Annotated in this window: 16 protein-coding genes; 8 read left to right on the top strand and 8 right to left on the bottom strand. The window is 62.5% G+C overall.

Annotated elements, in window-relative coordinates; genetic code table 11:
- Nucleotides 1-208 precede the first annotated feature (208 nt).
- Nucleotides 209-439 carry a hypothetical protein gene (locus tag DEJ25_RS16240; RefSeq protein WP_146240713.1) on the bottom strand — a complete coding sequence of 77 codons (231 nt, stop codon included), beginning with the start codon at nt 437-439 and terminating at the stop codon, nt 209-211.
- 362 nt (nt 440-801) lie between these two features.
- Nucleotides 802-2,001 carry an MFS transporter gene (locus tag DEJ25_RS16245; RefSeq protein ID WP_110903940.1) on the bottom strand — a complete coding sequence of 400 codons (1,200 nt, stop codon included), beginning with the start codon at nt 1,999-2,001 and terminating at the stop codon, nt 802-804.
- A gap of 49 nt (nt 2,002-2,050) precedes the next feature.
- Between DEJ25_RS16245 and DEJ25_RS16250 the strand changes: the two genes are divergently transcribed.
- Both DEJ25_RS16250 and DEJ25_RS16255 read left to right on the top strand, forming a co-directional pair.
- Nucleotides 2,051-2,362: a helix-turn-helix transcriptional regulator gene (locus tag DEJ25_RS16250; RefSeq protein ID WP_111045328.1), complete on the top strand. Its 312-nt coding sequence runs from the start codon at nt 2,051-2,053 to the stop codon at nt 2,360-2,362.
- Nucleotides 2,363-2,441: 79 nt separating this feature from the next.
- Nucleotides 2,442-2,624, top strand: coding sequence for a hypothetical protein (locus tag DEJ25_RS16255; RefSeq protein ID WP_110903942.1), 183 nt, complete (start codon nt 2,442-2,444; stop codon nt 2,622-2,624).
- Nucleotides 2,625-2,678: 54 nt separating this feature from the next.
- Here DEJ25_RS16255 and DEJ25_RS16260 read toward each other — a convergent pair whose 3' ends face one another.
- Entirely contained in the window at nt 2,679-3,020 is a 342-nt protein-coding gene (locus DEJ25_RS16260) for a DUF1016 N-terminal domain-containing protein (RefSeq protein WP_258366342.1), read from the bottom strand.
- A gap of 113 nt (nt 3,021-3,133) precedes the next feature.
- Here DEJ25_RS16260 and DEJ25_RS16265 point away from each other — a divergent pair, with 113 nt between their 5' ends.
- Complete coding sequence (locus DEJ25_RS16265; RefSeq protein WP_111045330.1) at nt 3,134-3,478, top strand: Lsr2 family protein; 345 nt, start codon at nt 3,134-3,136, stop codon at nt 3,476-3,478.
- A 177-nt stretch (nt 3,479-3,655) separates the two neighbouring features.
- On the opposite strand, the gene DEJ25_RS16490 is transcribed toward DEJ25_RS16265, so the two are convergent.
- Both DEJ25_RS16490 and DEJ25_RS16270 read right to left on the bottom strand, forming a co-directional pair.
- Nucleotides 3,656-7,702: a hypothetical protein gene (locus DEJ25_RS16490; RefSeq protein WP_146240714.1), complete on the bottom strand. Its 4,047-nt coding sequence runs from the start codon at nt 7,700-7,702 to the stop codon at nt 3,656-3,658.
- Nucleotides 7,703-8,470: 768 nt separating this feature from the next.
- A complete protein-coding gene (locus tag DEJ25_RS16270; protein WP_181427478.1) occupies nt 8,471-10,402 on the bottom strand; it encodes an AAA family ATPase in 1,932 nt (643 codons plus the stop codon).
- Nucleotides 10,403-10,658: 256 nt separating this feature from the next.
- On the opposite strand from DEJ25_RS16270, the gene DEJ25_RS16275 reads away from it, so the two are divergent.
- Nucleotides 10,659-11,051: a hypothetical protein gene (locus tag DEJ25_RS16275; RefSeq protein ID WP_146240715.1), complete on the top strand. Its 393-nt coding sequence runs from the start codon at nt 10,659-10,661 to the stop codon at nt 11,049-11,051.
- Between the two features lie 355 nt (nt 11,052-11,406).
- On the opposite strand, the gene DEJ25_RS16495 is transcribed toward DEJ25_RS16275, so the two are convergent.
- From DEJ25_RS16495 to DEJ25_RS16285, 3 genes are read right to left on the bottom strand one after another with little or no spacing between them, the layout of a single operon-like run.
- Nucleotides 11,407-11,877, bottom strand: a complete 471-nt coding sequence (locus DEJ25_RS16495; protein ID WP_146240716.1) for a hypothetical protein — start codon at nt 11,875-11,877, stop codon at nt 11,407-11,409.
- The gene (locus DEJ25_RS16500) at nt 11,874-12,548 is read right to left on the bottom strand and encodes a hypothetical protein (protein WP_146240717.1); all 675 of its coding nucleotides are present in this window, start codon (nt 12,546-12,548) and stop codon (nt 11,874-11,876) included. The genes DEJ25_RS16495 and DEJ25_RS16500 overlap by 4 nt, the downstream gene beginning before the upstream one ends.
- The gene (locus tag DEJ25_RS16285) at nt 12,545-13,093 is read right to left on the bottom strand and encodes a phage N-6-adenine-methyltransferase (protein WP_220033248.1); all 549 of its coding nucleotides are present in this window, start codon (nt 13,091-13,093) and stop codon (nt 12,545-12,547) included. The genes DEJ25_RS16500 and DEJ25_RS16285 overlap by 4 nt, the downstream gene beginning before the upstream one ends.
- Nucleotides 13,094-13,338: 245 nt before the next feature.
- Between DEJ25_RS16285 and DEJ25_RS16290 the strand changes: the two genes are divergently transcribed.
- The 4 genes from DEJ25_RS16290 to DEJ25_RS16305 form a co-directional block, all read left to right on the top strand.
- Nucleotides 13,339-13,950, top strand: a complete 612-nt coding sequence (locus tag DEJ25_RS16290; RefSeq protein WP_111045335.1) for a hypothetical protein — start codon at nt 13,339-13,341, stop codon at nt 13,948-13,950.
- Nucleotides 13,922-14,257 (top strand): hypothetical protein, encoded by a 336-nt coding sequence (locus tag DEJ25_RS16295; RefSeq protein ID WP_146240718.1) that lies wholly within the window; start codon nt 13,922-13,924, stop codon nt 14,255-14,257. The genes DEJ25_RS16290 and DEJ25_RS16295 overlap by 29 nt, the downstream gene beginning before the upstream one ends.
- Nucleotides 14,250-15,263, top strand: a complete 1,014-nt coding sequence (locus DEJ25_RS16300) for a hypothetical protein (protein ID WP_146240719.1) — start codon at nt 14,250-14,252, stop codon at nt 15,261-15,263. The genes DEJ25_RS16295 and DEJ25_RS16300 overlap by 8 nt, the downstream gene beginning before the upstream one ends.
- Before the next feature lie 14 nt (nt 15,264-15,277).
- Nucleotides 15,278-15,542: hypothetical protein (locus tag DEJ25_RS16305; protein ID WP_146240720.1), on the top strand; the 265-nt coding region annotated here is incomplete at its 3' end.

Here is a 15,542-nt window from a genome sequence, read left to right on the forward strand (position 1 = left end):
ATCACGTCACGGCGGAACTCTTCCGGATACGCCTTCACCATGGCGCACATCCTTCCAGCAGGAGCCAATGCCCCTACCTGTCAGGAGTCAACCAAACCTGCAGCAGTCCCCTGACAGAAAAATGAGTATCGGCTTCAAGCCTTGCCACCACCGGTTACTGCAGAACGCGAGCGGGGGAGAGGGATGCAGGGTTCCGATAGGGGATCCGCTACCGGGCGCTCGAGTGGTCTGCGGGATGCCGCGCTAGCACGGCGGTGAGTACACCCCCGACCAGAAGGACCAGACCGAGGCCGGCGATGAAGAACTCGCCAATGACGTCCGGGGCATCGAAAACAGCATGCTCGTCAAACCAGGTCCCGAGGATCGCGCCGTCGACGTAGTCGATGACCATGATGACCAGGCCCAGGAAAGCCGAAAACCAAGCCCACAACCGCTGCATGCATCCGAGCATGGCCGATGGGACAGCCGTACTGCTGAAAAACGCTACGTACCCGAGCAGCTCCGCGGCTCGCGTCGATCTCACGACCCTGGTCAAGGCAGGAGAGTGGCAGGGGCTGGCCGTTGCGGAATCTGACATAACGTAAATTATCGGCGCATCTCCGGCTCATACGAAGGAGCAGCACTCAACTGATTAAGCCGATACCTCATGGAACCTGCTCAGGGACTCGATCACCACGGCGACCCCCGTCGTCGATGGTGCGGACGTCGGGAAGATTTCTCCGTGGTGAGTTGGTCGCGATCGGGGGGGCTACTCGCGCGTGTCCGAAGCTCTGTATCGGTGTCGGACGCACATGCGAAGCCTCATGCCGCCGACTGGCGTTCGCCGGTTTGCGTCGAGACGGCGACGAGTGCGAGCGCGACGAGTGCGGCCACGCCCGCTGCAAGGAGCACGGCCCACGCGCCGAGGTGGAGTGCACCCGCACCGAGGACAGGTGCGACTGCGATGCCGACGTATGTCGCGGTCGAGTACCACGACAGTGAGACGCCGACCTCTGCCGGGTTTGCCGTGACGAGGACGGCCTGGATCCCGATCTGCGGCGCGATGGCGACGAGGCCCCATACGGCGTAGAGCAGGATCGCGCCCGGCAGAGATTGGGTGGACACGGACAGCGCCGCGTAGACAGCTGCCATCGCGATGAGGCCGAGAACGGTGGCCCACACGCCGCTGCGCCGATCCACCGCAATTCCACCGAGCCATGTCCCCACCAGGGTCGCGAGCCCGAAGGAGAGCAGCACGACGGCGAGCACGCCGGGACGCCCGCCGACGACCGGAGCGAGGACCTCCGAGGTGAAGACGTAGAGCACGTTGAACGACACCATGTAGGACACCATCGCGACCAGCGCGAGGAGAATCCGTCGATCCGCGAGGATACTGAAGCGCTCCCGCAGCGACCGCGCGGCAGCACCGGGGATGCCTGTCATCGTCAGCCCGAGCGTGACCGCGAGGAGCCCGGCGAGCACCGCGATGCCGACGAGCGCGGCCCGCCAGCCGATCCCAGCAGCGACCGCCGCGCCGAGCGGCGACCCGAACGCGATCGCGCCAGCGAATCCTGCAGTGACGATGGCGATCGCGCGTCCGCGGTGGTGCGGCTCGACGAGCGTCGGGGCAGCCGCGGTTGCGGGTGGCACGAGGGCCGCGCCGCCGAGCGCGGCGACGACTCGTCCGACGATGAACACGTCGACGTTCCCTGCCACCGCCGTGACCGCGGTGCCGATCGCGACCAACGCCATCCCAGTCGTGAGGAGGCCCCGGCGCGGGACCACCGCCAGGAACGTGGCGACGAGGGGTGACGCCAGCGCGACGACGGCGGCGTACCAGGTGATCGCCGTGGCGACCGTCGCGGTGGAGGTGCGCAGTCCCTCGGCGAGGTCCGGTAGGACGCCGGCGATCACGAACGCGTTCGTCCCGACCACGAACAGTGCAGCAGCGAGGACCCACAGGCGCGCCAGTGCAGCAGCGCCCATGCCACGGGCCGGATACGATCGTTCGAAGGATGTCATACGGACACGCTAGTGGACCGTTAGATATTCATCGAACGATTGGAGGCGCATGCCCGACTACCCGAGCGCCGACTTGGCGGACATCCCGCTCGAGACGGTCTTGAAGGCGCTCGGCGATCCCACCCGGCTCGAGATTGTGCGGATGCTCGCCAACGGCGCGCCCTTGCCGAAGAACGACGTCTGGGCTGCGTTCGCCGCGTCGAAGGCGACCTGTTCGTACCACTTCAAGACCCTCCGCGAGGCGGGCATGGTGGTGTACGAGGTCCACGGTCGTACGCACGACATCCGCCTTCGCGTCGAAGAGCTCAACCTGCGGTTTCCCGGCCTGCTGCTGGCTGTGACCTCGGACGCGTGCCACTGAGGGTGGTGTTCGCTCGGCCACGCGCCGAGAGCGACAGCGTCGGGGCTGTCGATGGCACCTCGGAGTAGCCGACACGGACATGACGGCGGGAGTCTCGATCGCCAAGACCGACCCCGCGGACGTGGCGCGCGCGACCCTGGACGGGGTCGAGCGCGACGACTACGAGGTCGTGATGGACGAGCAGGCTGCGTTGATCAAGCAGATGCTCGCTCGTGACCCGAAGGAGCTGTACGCGGTCGTGGCTCAGATGCTCGCACCGTAGAAGCGCCCCGGTGGGAACGTCCCGATAGCCGCAAAAAAGCCCGGTGACGGGGCGTCAAACGCTACGTACCCGAGAAGCTCCGCGACTTATTTCGATCTCACGACACTGGTCAAGGTTGCCTGCGTGCAAGCTGACATAAGATACGAGGTTGGCGCGCGAGAAGCCCTTCATCTCCGGGAACGCCGCACGGAGATCTTCAGCGAGCCGACCGATGACGTTGGTTCCCCACCCCTCCTGCTCCTGCCGCTGCAGGATCGTGGAGCCAATCCCCCAGTACAGACGCACCAGGTCAGTGTTGACGCGTCGCTGCGCAGTGAAGCGGGCATTTCTCACTTGCTGCTTCAGCTCGGCCAAAGCGGCGGCGTAACCGGAGGGAACGGGTGTGCTTTTCGTCATCGAGACCATTCTGCCTCACCGGCAGGAAGCAGAGTATCGAGTCGCGAGGTACGACTTTTCGGAGCGACGTATGTCACAGTAGAAAGACATCCCCTAGTGAAAAGCGGCCTCCTATGGCGCAGAAAGTCACCACGCAGCTCGTCGACGACTTGACTGGCGACACCATCGAAGACGGCAAGGGCCGCACGGTCACCTTCGGCTTCGACGGCACCAACTACGAAATCGACCTCACGGACGACAACGCAGACCAGTTCCGCGAAGCGTTCTCCGACTACATCGCCGCTGCCCGCAAGACCGGCAACCGCAGCGGCCGCGCCTCCTCCGGCAGCGCCCACAAGCGTGGGAACTCCGAGGAGCTCGGCAAGATCCGCGAGTGGGCTGCAGCTAACGGCCACGAGGTCTCCTCCCGTGGACGGATCAGCCAGGCCGTCCGCGACGCGTACGACGCCGCACACTGACGACACTCCCCCACATCGAGCAACGGCCGACCACCCCTCGAGAGGTGGCCGGCGGTTGTGCTTCGCGCCGATAGCGGCCTCTTATGTCAGTGACGCTCGTTTCAACTGATTGAAACCGACGGCCTGTTTAGGAGGACAGACATTGTTTCACAAGTGCTACTCTCGCAAGTTCTTCGCCTACAGAATACGCGCAGCCACCGGGTCGTCCTCAACCTGCGACGTGATCACTGACCAGGAGTAGATGTACTCGGCGTCGCTTCCTGCAGTGGCGGCTTCCGACGGGTCGAGCGCGTCAAGGCTCTTAAATCTCCCCGAACGCCACCCTCTATCACCACTTTCGACCACACCTTGCAAACTTGCCAAATCCGTCTCGACCAAAGCTTCTATCCCGCTAAGCAGATTACCAAGCGCTTCCGAATAGCGGGTGACCTCCTGCGACTTCAAAGAACTCCGCAGGAGACTGAGAGATGCACGGAAATCTATGACGAAGCGGTCAAGATGCTTAATCTCATCGGCGGGGGCCAGATGGCTTCCTCGGACAGCTATCACAGTGATTATACTAGCGACGTCGTATGCATTTCGTATCACCCTGCGGTAATCTGCGGAGATAGGCTCAGGAGCAAATTCCTCGAACCGATCTAAATCGCCCCGGTCCAATAATGGCAGTATGCCTTCATAGGCCACTTGCATCACGCTAGGGCGTAGCACGCCGTGCGCTTCTTTTTTCGCAATCCAAACTCTGCGCAAGAAGTATTCGCGCGAGCTTCGGGCAATATCTGCATAACGGTTCACATTTTCGAAATAGCTATCGACTGTTCCATCCTCTACCACGGCGATTAGCTCGCCGGGTGGCCAAGCAAGGGATTCGGTGTCGCTAGGAACTACAACAACGCGCGCCTCGAGCCCGTCACGGTTCAGGGCAAACTGCAATGAACGCGCTTCAGAGGCGAGCAATTCGCCCGCCAGACGTGAGGCCCGATCTGCCGCCAAACGAACAGCGTGACCTGAATGTGCTCCTCCGAGGGAAGCACGCATCTTCGCCCATAGGCCCTGGTCATTGCGAGAACCGGCTGACGCCAAAACTTGCAACGCAGTTAATTCAATGATGAGCTCCGGAAGAACGAGGGGCGACGCAAGGAACCGATACCTATCGACCGCTACCACGGATCGCAATCTCGCAACGATGTCCTTTAAGTTAGAAGCCGCTCGTTGTGGAGTACGCTCACGTATCGGCATCGACACTAAATCAGGAACGACGGTTTGTAAGAAAGAACGAATGGCAAGCACCGCGTCGCCGTCGCTTGGATACTCACCTAACGCCCCAGGTAGCTCCTCAGCGAAGCCCTCCTGCGCGGGTGCCGCCGTTGCCTCAAGTATTTCTTTTAGAGCCAGCAGAACACGCGTCGACTCCGCAGACAAGGCATTGTCGTGAAGGAATGCTGACGCGATCGGCTCCAGGAGCAGTTGAATCAACCGGAACCCTTCTGCCTCCGCCGCGACTTTTTCTGTGAAAGTTCCCTTTCCGTACAGCCGTGACAACGCCCGCGCCTGAGCGCGATTTTCCGCAACCTCGAGGCGATGCGGTAGGTTCACTCGCGGTATCGCTTTATCGGCGACGGGGTACTGACCGACCATAGCCCGCCTACCGCGTGTATCCACAGCCTGGATTCGGGCAATCTCCGCGGAGGGGGCAAGCGCAAGGGCTAGGCGACAAATATCGACCACGGATTTATTCTGGTCCGGCTGGACAGCCTCGTCGAAGAAAACCCAACGGCCTACAACGGCTTTTTCTTCTCGCTCGAGACTCACCAACCATGGACGCTCGATCACGAGCCTACTTAGGGCCGACTGCTCCCCGCCGGACGCTTCCACTGCCGATGCGGCCAGCGCTGGGTCCACGAGTCGCAGCGCTTCCACGAGGTTGGCGGCTTCTTCAATGTCCCACACCGCTAGGCGTGAACCCGCGGCGAGGGCCGCGGCCTCCGCGACGGCCGGCTCAATGCCCCCTAACGCAGTCAGGGCGGTAAGCAGAGAGTCCGGCGACTCTTCGGATGCAGCTTCCGCCAGCAGTTCTGACACGAGTACGCCGTCGAGTTCCGTCCAGACTGCTCGAAGGTCGGGCTCTGTCGGCATGGCCCGAAGACGAGCAATAGCCGTTACCACCTCTGGCTTCCAAAGGTGATCGATATCGTTCGTCGGTTGCGTGCGCGACATCGAAAAGGCACTCACGGCAAGGCCTGACTCTACCCCAGCTTCATCAAGCGTCTGCTTCCACTCCTGCGCACGTAAGCGGAAGGCGTTGATCCTGAATCCGCTAACCACAGCGACAAGAGTGTGAATGTTTCGGTCAGTATGTACTCGGCGCACCGAGGTGCGCACTATCGATTCGATTGTCGCACGCTGCTCTAGGCAGCGACGAAGGAATCGCGCTATGTCCGCAACATCAACAACTTGAACGATCAGTTGCTCTGTCTCACTCTGCCCGAATAAATTTGTCGCTCTAGCAATTGCAGCGGAACGCAATTCGTGCAGGGGGCGGAATAACTCACCCTCGTCTTGAACGATGAGATGCTCGTTTATCAAGCGTCTGGCTGCGGCACTGAACTCGCTCGGTCCCGCCGCTAGCAGACGTTGAACCGAAGACGCACGCAGAGGCACCCCATACTGATTCGCAGTGGAAACAATCCGCAGGATGTCGAGTTCCAGGTGGCGACCGGGATCGTTCTCCCTCGCCTGAATTTGTGAGGATACTACTGCATCCAGTCCCCTCCCTTCCGTAAGCAGGGTGACGTATTCGAGAAGAAGTCCGTTCGACGCTTCTGCCGGCTCTCGCCAGCCGGCCCATTGAGTTAGTCCGCGCTCCTGATACTTTCTCCACAATGTGTGCGCCAAGTCGTCATCAAGACTTGGTACGATCGGCGCTACAGCAGAAAGGAGCGGCACGAGAGGTCGATCCTCTTCTCGAACAGAGAGGATTACTACTATGCCCGGAAGAGTAGTCACGCGTCGAAGCATTCGTTCTAAAAGTGCCGGGTCGTGTCGACCGGCGTCGTCAACGAGGATCCCTACGGGTGCGTACTTGCTAGGCTGAAGACTTTCGATTCGCGCAACGACCAACGCAATGGAATCCCTGCCACTTCGACCGGTGGGCACCAAAGAATGTAGTTCTTGCCAGCGGTATTCAGCGCGTATTTCTCGCGCAGCCGCCCATATAGCTTCTGATTTACCAGAGCCACTCGGCCCCGCCACCAGCGCGAAGTTACTCTGAATGGCGGTATCGACTATCTGGTTAATTAAGGAATCGCGTCGGACGAGAAGATGAGGTGTTGGATATAAGCGTCCCGTCGTGGCTTCGGTCAGATTGAGCTCCGACCAGGTGACCGAAGTCAATACTCCTAGCGTCGTCGCCTCTTCAAGGAGCTCTGCATCCACTACAGAAAGGATGTGATCGACGATGTTATCAACGTCATGTATTGTCAGCGACGCCTGGCGATGCAACTCTTGGTCGGCGTTCAGATCCGCTAATTTTCCGATCTCGGTACAAATGGCCGAAAAAACTATCTCAGAAACAGCCGCCGGCAGATCTCGGGTAGCTGAAATAATCTCGATGGCATCTTCCCTCGGGGTGTCACATGTTAGGACTTGGACGCTCGCCGCAAAGGCGTCTGCGTCGTCGGGATCATGCTGCCAACTTTGTCGTATATGAGTTGCTAGCCGTTCGTTGTGCGACCGGGTATCTAACCTCCAGGTGGGCAAATCGATGGTTTCGACTGACCGCTCGAGAATAAGTATTGTGGATGGCTCGAGGTCGGCAGTGCGTCGTTTCTGCCACGCTTCCGCAATCGAACGTAAGTCTTTACGGAGTTGACTGACCGAAAATTGACCAGCAGAGGGCCTTCGAGATTTCATCTGAATGTGTCGTTGGCCTAGCTCACTATCGACTGTGGCGTCGTCGTAACCCTCGGGGATGACACGGCCTCGGTTGTCACGCTCCTGCCAAAGGTTGACAATTACGAGAGCTGTCATCACATCCTGGTAGCGAAAACCGCGTCCGGCCCGCGCTCCAGACCGCGACGCATTCCAAAGCGAAACGTGAGGGTCTGGTGTTCTTAGTCCATCCGTGACGTCGTGCGTCCCGGGCTGCGGCGCTGCACCTCGGCGTTTCGCCGACGCGGTACGGCGGCGTGCCTCTGCTGCGGCGCCGTCAGTTTTCTTGCGTGCCATGGGTTGATGGTAGGTACTCCGCAACCACTTTGACGGGAACAACGGCTAACGCATTCGCCGCGCTGCCGTGTTGGGGTATAGCCCAGAGCGACGGTCGCGGCCAGCCGTGCACATGCTGTTCTAGGGTCCCTCTCGGCACCTTGCCGCACATCTGGGCACTGGTCTAGATGTTGTGCAACGCCAGCCGGCGGTGGCGCTCGACTCGCGAGGAAGCGGGAGAGACGCAAGCGAGCACCTCCGCTTCGTCACGCACGCTCGTGAAACAAGCGAGTGGATCTGAGCATCAGCCCGGGAGGAACCCCGACAAGCAGCCCTGCCGAGGAGATGGCGGTCACGAGAGGGGCGGTCTGAAGCGGTGGATGGACGGCGTGCACCAGAACTGCACCAGAGCCACTCCCACGAACGAAGAAAACCCCCGCGTGAACGGGGGTTTTCTGTGGGGGGCGTTTACGAAACTCCGGGATCGGCTTATCCAGGCCGATCGGGCCGTAGTCTCTACGGCCCCTGTCCAACGGAACCCCGAGCCCGGCACACCTGTAGCCTGCGCTAAGGCTCTCACCGGGGGTTTTCGGACCGAAACACTGGCGCACCTGGTTCGTCTACGTCTTGTAGCTCAGAAGGCAAAGGAGAGCCCATCGGGCCGTAGCTCAACAGGCATGACGGTCTCGTCGGGGGTCCGCCGCCCAGCATGACCCCGCAGCCATGATCGCCGAGGCGAGCCGTGCCGACGTCTTCAGCCAGTCCACGAGCACGGCAACATCAGTCACTTTAGCCAAGCGCCTTCAAGAGTCGTTCGTGCACCCCACGCAACACCTCGCGTTGAGACTCCGTCGAAGTCGCCGCGGCATTCTGAACGAGCCAATTGCCGACAGCTACCTTCCCGGGCGCTTGAAGCCCCCTTGTCTTTGCCCACTCCCGCAGGGATTGGTCGAGCGTCTTCGAACCTGTCGCCGCAGCCGGGATCGCATCGACCTCAACTGTTAGCCCTAGGTTGCACTCTGGGAGGAGTGCTGCGAACGCATCGCGGAGGCAATCAGGAGCCACTAGAGCCTCGACACCGGGCGCCTCGGCAGAGATAACGAGGTCCTCGGGAACACCAGAATCGACTAGGGTCTTCCGCAGCTTCTTCCCGCCCTGGTCTTTGTCTACCAGATACGCCACTTTGGCCGCTTCAAGGTCAAGGCTAGTCAGCAGGTCGCGAGATACTTCCGCCAGACCCGGCGCGACCTGATAGGGGAGTTCCGAAAGGCCCGTCGCCCGCCGGATTAGGCTGGGGTAGAGCAGCATGTCCGCGGCACCCTCTGCGAGTACTACTCGCCGAGTCGGGGTGAACGCCGCAGCGGACGCGCCCATTGCCATCATGAGAGGGGAATAGCCTGCAGCACCCTCCCAAAAGCTGTTACGGACGTCACTTCGATCCACCTCTTCCGAGGGCACCACAGAACGGATGCCTGTGCCCAAGTCAGGTGGAAGACAACCTGGGCTGTGAGTTGTGTATATGATCTTCGCGGCCTGGTCCTGCGACACAAACATGTTTACGAGATCGGCCTGCGCGTCAAGGTGGAGGTGGTTTTCAGCTTCGTCCACCAGGAGGACTGGCGGCACATCCGATTCGCGGGTTGCAAGGAAACACACAAGCGCGACGAACATCCGCAAGCCCGCGCTCCGTTCGTCGAACACCGTGACGGAACCGTTGTCCTCCTCGAGCTGGATACGGAGAAGGTCCCCATCGAGGGATAGCTGGACAGAAAGATCACTCTGTCTCCATGCGCCTCGGAAGAACTCCTCGAGGCGCTTGTTGCCCCGATTCAATGCCGTTTGGCGCCTCGTAACGTCGTTGGACGCGTGATATTCGTGGAGTTGCTCCAGGTCCAGGCCCGCTGTCGCTGCAAGGTTCGCCAGCGCCCCCGGCGCGTTCTGAGCAAGACTCTCGTCGAAGGTATAAGTGGACCTCAAGGCGCGGTCGCTCTCCCCGAACAGCAAGAAAGCCGGCGTGCGGTGCCAAATCGTATCGCGCGCGGCTCCCGCTGGATCCGGCACCTTAGCCCAGGCAATCAGACGATTCAGAACGCCCTTGAGCGAAGCCGATGCTTCTTGCTCGGCGCTAAGCGCAGCAGCCATCTCTTCTGCAAGTTGGATGTCATTCGCTTCGAGAACAGCGGACGGCTCTCTCAAGAACGCATCAACGCCTTCTGCTAGCACACTTAGGTCATTCCCGAAGTCGCGCTCTTGGTCGCCGACCGCGGTACTCCACGACCCGTCCTCCGAGGTGAACGCGAAAGGGCCTTGAACCGATGCGACCAGCTCCCTGATGGATGTCGCGACATCCTCGATCGGAGCCCGGCGCTTCCTCGGCACCGGCTCAAGGTCGACGTACGGACCTTCACCCGACATCGTCCGCGCAATCAAGGCACGGACCGGCATCTCTTCGAGATCGAGATCCTTCAGCGCACCCCGGTCTTCCTCGTCGAGTTGGAACGTCGCCTCGATCGCTCTACTGTTATCAGCGATGCCAACGGCGCCTCTCGAGCGACGAGCAGACGGCACTTCCTTGGGACCGTTGAGATGTGCAAGCGCGTCCAGCAGCGTCGATTTGCCGGCTTCGTTAGGGCCGACGACCGCGATCAACTTCGCGTCTAGGTTGATCTTGGTGTCGACGAGCCGGCCAAAGCCCCGAATGCGCGCGGAGGTGAGCCTCATGCTGACGGCTCCGCCGCGCCCAGACCGAACTGGGGCCAACTGGATTCGACGAGCGCTGGTCGACCCGCCGACGCAGGAGTTGAGCATCTGTGCACGTGCGAATCTTAACCACTCTGCAGAGCAGGCCTGTCTCGTCGGGCCTCACTGCAGGGCAAGCGGCGCCCCCTGACCTTCCGGGCGTGCCGCGCCTCCGCGGACAGGCCTCGGCCTGGCAGACTTTGGCGGTTCCCCGCCAACGCCTGGAGGCTCTCTTACCGTGACAAGCCGTACTTCCGACCTGGTTCAAAGCCGTCTCGAGCGGATCGCTAGCGCTCAAGGGCTAATCATCGATGATCGCTATGTCGGCCCGTCAGGTGTGCGGAACCTGATGGACCCGCAGCTCGTCGATGACATGACGTTCGGCTGGTACGAGGATCTGTTCGAGGATGCTGTCCTTTTCCGCCCCTTCATGCCCGGTCGGCGTAGGCCCGTCCTGGCTGCGGCGGCACCAGCAGTAGCGAACGATGCGGCACTCGCGAAGCGAGTCAAGTTTGTTCGAGAGGTCTTCGACGTTGAGGTGCGGGTGAACAACCCCTTCGACGGGCAAGTGCCCGAGGGGCACGTGAGCTTGGTGCTCTGGGACTATCGACAGCACGTGATGCAGCACTGAGCCCGGCAGCAGGGCGGTCCTGCCGTCCGCTACAAGCGGGTCGTCACCGCGCAGGAACAGCAGAACGCCCCTCTGCTTCGCGGAGGGGCATTTCGTCGCTACTTCGGCTTGTGCTCGAGCGGGTAGGGGACCTTGCGCTGCTAGTCAGGGGCGCATCGCCTCCAGCTCGTGTCCTCCGCGTCGAGGTTGTAGTGCTCGCGGATGAGGATGCTGCTACTCATCTTCAGCACCTCTCGGTCTCGTTGGTACGCCTCGCCTCACTGGTCGCTTCCGTGTCCGATGAGCGCGGTGTTCGGGCTGGAGAGGTTTCCCTCGATGTTGGGCTGGTTCATGTCATGCTCCTTTTTGGGTCGGGTCAGTTCCACCAGCTGGGCAGCGTTGGCGGTGTTGCGGTGTTGCGGCGGGTGGTGAATCGGGCGGCGTGGGCGCAGGTGGGGCAGTTGTGGCCGGCGATGTGACGGTCCGGCCGCTGCTGAAAGTGGCCGTGGGCTCTGCAGGTGATGGTGACGTGCGTGCGCTGGTCGACGTACTGGACGGCGTCGTAGTCGTAGCGGTTGCCGTGCGCTGCTGCAGCAGCGTTGAGGAACTTGCGGTGCCTCGCTTCAGCGCTGGACCCGCGCCGAGCCGAGCAGTCTGGGCAGGCCGCGCCGCGGCGGTGCTCGTTCGGCGTTTGACGAAAGACGCCGTGGTCGGAGCAGCCAATGCTGATGGCGGTGTGCGCGTTCCGATACTCGTGGATGACTCGGCTGTAGTCGTACTTGTCGCCGTGGCAGTGACGGGCCGCGGACAGGAATGCGCTGGTTCGCGCTTCGAGGCTGCTGCTCACGACGCACCCCCGGTCTGCTTCGGGAACCGTCGGTAGTCGCTAGAACGGGTGCGCGCTCTGATGCTCGCCTGCTGCTGAGGCTGCGGGAGGTCGAATCGGAAGTCCTTGAGGGGCACGTCCGCGCCGTCCGGGAACAGCGAAAGGATGTCCATCCGGTGTCGGGGTGCTGCGACGTCGGCGCGCAGCCATGCGAGGTCGCGTCGCAGACGGTGAATACCGCCGTCGCCGAGGTGGCTGACTTCTGACCAGTGCCGCCGGCGGAGCCCGGCGAGGGTGATGCCGAGTTCCGCGGCAGTACGCAGCTCTTCGGCCTCGTACTGCTTCTCTGCGGCTGCACGTTCCGCGTGGATGTCGTCGTTGGTCTTCGCTGGGCCTGCCCACGCCACGGTGAGGGCGTAGTCCCGCAGGCCGTGCATTGGGGGGCGGCGGTGACGTATACGGGTGTATCGGCCGCGGGCGGACGGCTGCTCGTGCAGTTCGATGTACGCATCCACACTGCGCGCGCCCCACCGAGCGCCGAAGTTCCGGAGTTCCGTTCGCTCTTCTTCGGTGTGCTCGTGAGCCGCACGGATGGGGCACGTTTCGATGGCGGGCGCCTTGGTCCTCTCCCAAGGGCGGGTTTCAGCCGAGCCAGGGACGGGAGTGCTGAGGTCGGGGAAGTTGTCGGTCATGAGCGTTCCTTGATGTTGGTGAGGGTGATGCCGAGGTTGGCGGTGGTGAGGGCGTTCGCCGCTCTCTGCCCATAGGCGAGGAGCGCGGAGCCAGAGCCTGGGCTTCCGGGTGATGGCTTGCCAGTTCGGCCGTCGATGAACTTGACGCGACCGGCGAGAAAGCTGATGGCCGTCGCGCGGGATGCGGCTGCTTGGAACCAGGCGGTGTCGGTTCGGGCGAAGACAAGCGCGATGCCGTCGCCGTGGTCGGCGAGCTTGGTCATCCAGGTGCCGGTTTCGCGGCCGTAGGGCGGGTTGCACCAGACGGTGCCGTCCCAGGGCGACGTGAGGCCGTCGTCGGTAATCGTGTAGTGACGGTCGGCGGGGATGGCCGTCTTGTCCGCGCCGGGTGAGCACACGTCGATGTCGTAGTGGATGCCGATGGCGTCGATGAGCCAGCGGGGCGTGTACCACTCCACGGTTTCTGTGTTCTGCGATTCGTGGGTGAAGCCGGAGCGGCTTCGAGGGGCTGGCTGGCGGTTTCTCTGCGTTGTGGTTTCGGTCACGCCATCCGTATGCGTGATCCCTCACTTCAGCTGGGAGATCCGAGATCCGAGCAAGGACGGCAGCCTCACGGCAGCCACTCCAACAGCGCTACATCCGCACCAGAACAGGGAAGTAGCCGTCTTGGTGGGCCACACTCCTCGTTGCACTTCGCGAAGTCGATGAGCGACTTTCCCCCTTCCCAAAAAGGATGCTGCTGATTACTATCAGCATCAGAAAATCGGCACGTCAAGAGAGGAAGGCAGTCGTGAAGGATGCTGAAGAGCAGCCGCAGCAGGGGCCGGACGACAGCGCTGACGCGGTGCGTGAGCGCCAGCTAGAGGCTGTGTGCGGCATGCCACGAATCCGCTTATCTGACTTGCGCGACCAGACACACCCGAACCTGACCGCGCTCTACGCCGATCTTCAACCCGGTCAAGCGCTCATCCCGGGTCTGAAGATGGGGCTCGGGGCGCTCACAGTGCAGCGGTGGGATCCGGCCCACGCGGCCGCCGGTTGGACGCTCTATGGTGCGGATCTCACCCTCGATATGGGCCATCCGTTCGGCTCGATGTTCTACCGCAATGACGTCGACGGCCGGGTCCTGCGCGTCGGGGTGAAGTGGCATCCGCCGGTGCAGCAACTCGAGTTCCCTGCCCTGCATCCCTCAAAGCCGGAACTCACCTCCGATTGCACCAACGACGAGATCGCGGCTGTCGTGTTGGACGCGCGGAGTCGGATCGGAGCTCTCGTCGCGGCCAACGCGCAGATCGGGTCGTTCGTTGCCACCGAGGAGAGCGAAAACGCGATCCTCGAGGCGTCCGGGTTCGGGTTGGAACGGCTGTCAGAGGATGACCCGCGGTTGGCTGGCGATGCCTGAGCATCTGACGGCGAGGTTCGAGCCGATCACGTTGCGGCTGCTGTCGTTGACTGCTCAGTTCGACGCCGTCATCTGGCCAACCCTGGCAGGACTGACGTTCACGAACTCCACCGGTTCGGCGATCCTGCAGCGGCACGTCACCGTTCGAGCGTCCGACGACAGGTGGACGTTTAGTCTCCTCAACGGGGCACCGTTGACGAATCCAGCGGACCCCCTGGTGGAAGCGGCGACCCAGGTGATGAACGTGTTACTGGAGCTCCGTTCGATGGGCCGTGGCGTGGAAGCGGCCGGCCCTGCTGATGTCTGACCGGAAGTGGGTGCAGGACATCCGGCACCACCAGACGATCCTGTCGCTACCGTTCGGACTCGGCTGGACCATCGACATCACCCAGACGCTGACCGCCCTCGCCGCCGCCGGCATGCCCGCCCAGGTGGAAGCGTTCGACCGGCTCCGGTTCGAGGACGGCCGGACCGCGTTCCTCGCCACTCCGGACCCCACCACCACCGTTCATGACGGAACTGGGGACGGCCGCCACGACGACGTGGTCCTCCTGCCAGGTGGATCGGAGGGCGGAGTCCTGTCGCTTGTGCGCCGATATCCGGACCTGGTGATCGTGAATGGGAAGCGGCAACGCGTCTGGGCGAACGGCCGGCAAGTGCACGGAACGTCAATGCAACGAGACGCGACACCGCGCTGGCGGACCGTGTTCGCCATCGCCCGGACCATCGCCCTGCACGGTGGCGGCACGCATGCCGTCGCGGAACACATCGGCCTTCCTGCAGACGTCGTCCGTGCAGCCCTTCCTGCCCTTGGCAATCATGTGTTCCATACGCCGTTGGGGTGGGAAGCGACGGACCGGCCAGCGCTCATCGACTGGGCTCTCGCCGCCTACCCGGGCCCCGGCGGAGTGCGCACCTGCTGGCACCGTGGAGACACCATCGACGCGCAAGCAGATGAGCTCATCGCCCTCGGTGGGGTGATGTCGGACCGTTGGGCCGCACAGCAGTCCGGCGTCCTGGTCCCGCCGAACCGGCTGACCGCGTTCTTCGCGAAGCATCCCGACATGCAGGCGCTCGGCTACGAACCCGCATCAGCGGATCACGCCACCGTGGCGGTCGTCATCCCCCAGGACACCACCATCCTCACCGCAACCAATCAAGGGTGCTGCACGGACGAGCTCATCACCGCGCACGTCATCCACGAAGACAGCTGGGTGGCCGCGAACACCGACGCGGTGAACGCGTTACGGCAGCTACTGCACTTCCAAGCCGACCTCGCCCACGACCTCCGCTGGCACCCCTCCGGCAGCTGAAAAGAACGGATCCGATGATGTTGCAGCTGCTGTCCATGACCTTGGCATTCGACGACATCCGCTTCTTCGGCTCCGTCATGTTCACCAACCCCACCCGCCCCAACGACAAGCCCTCAGTCGTCCTCATCGACCACGCCGACCAGGCGCCGTGGTTCCGACTCAGCAACGTCAACCCTGACGCCGAGGACCCGTCGGATCCGGCAATGGCGGAAGCGGACCGCATCATGCGGTTCATCCTCACCTGGGCGCCAGAACGCGTCGGCCGCACCCACCCCGACC

Origin of the sequence: Curtobacterium sp. MCPF17_011 (genome assembly GCF_003234145.1) — a bacterium.
Classification (GTDB): domain Bacteria; phylum Actinomycetota; class Actinomycetes; order Actinomycetales; family Microbacteriaceae; genus Curtobacterium.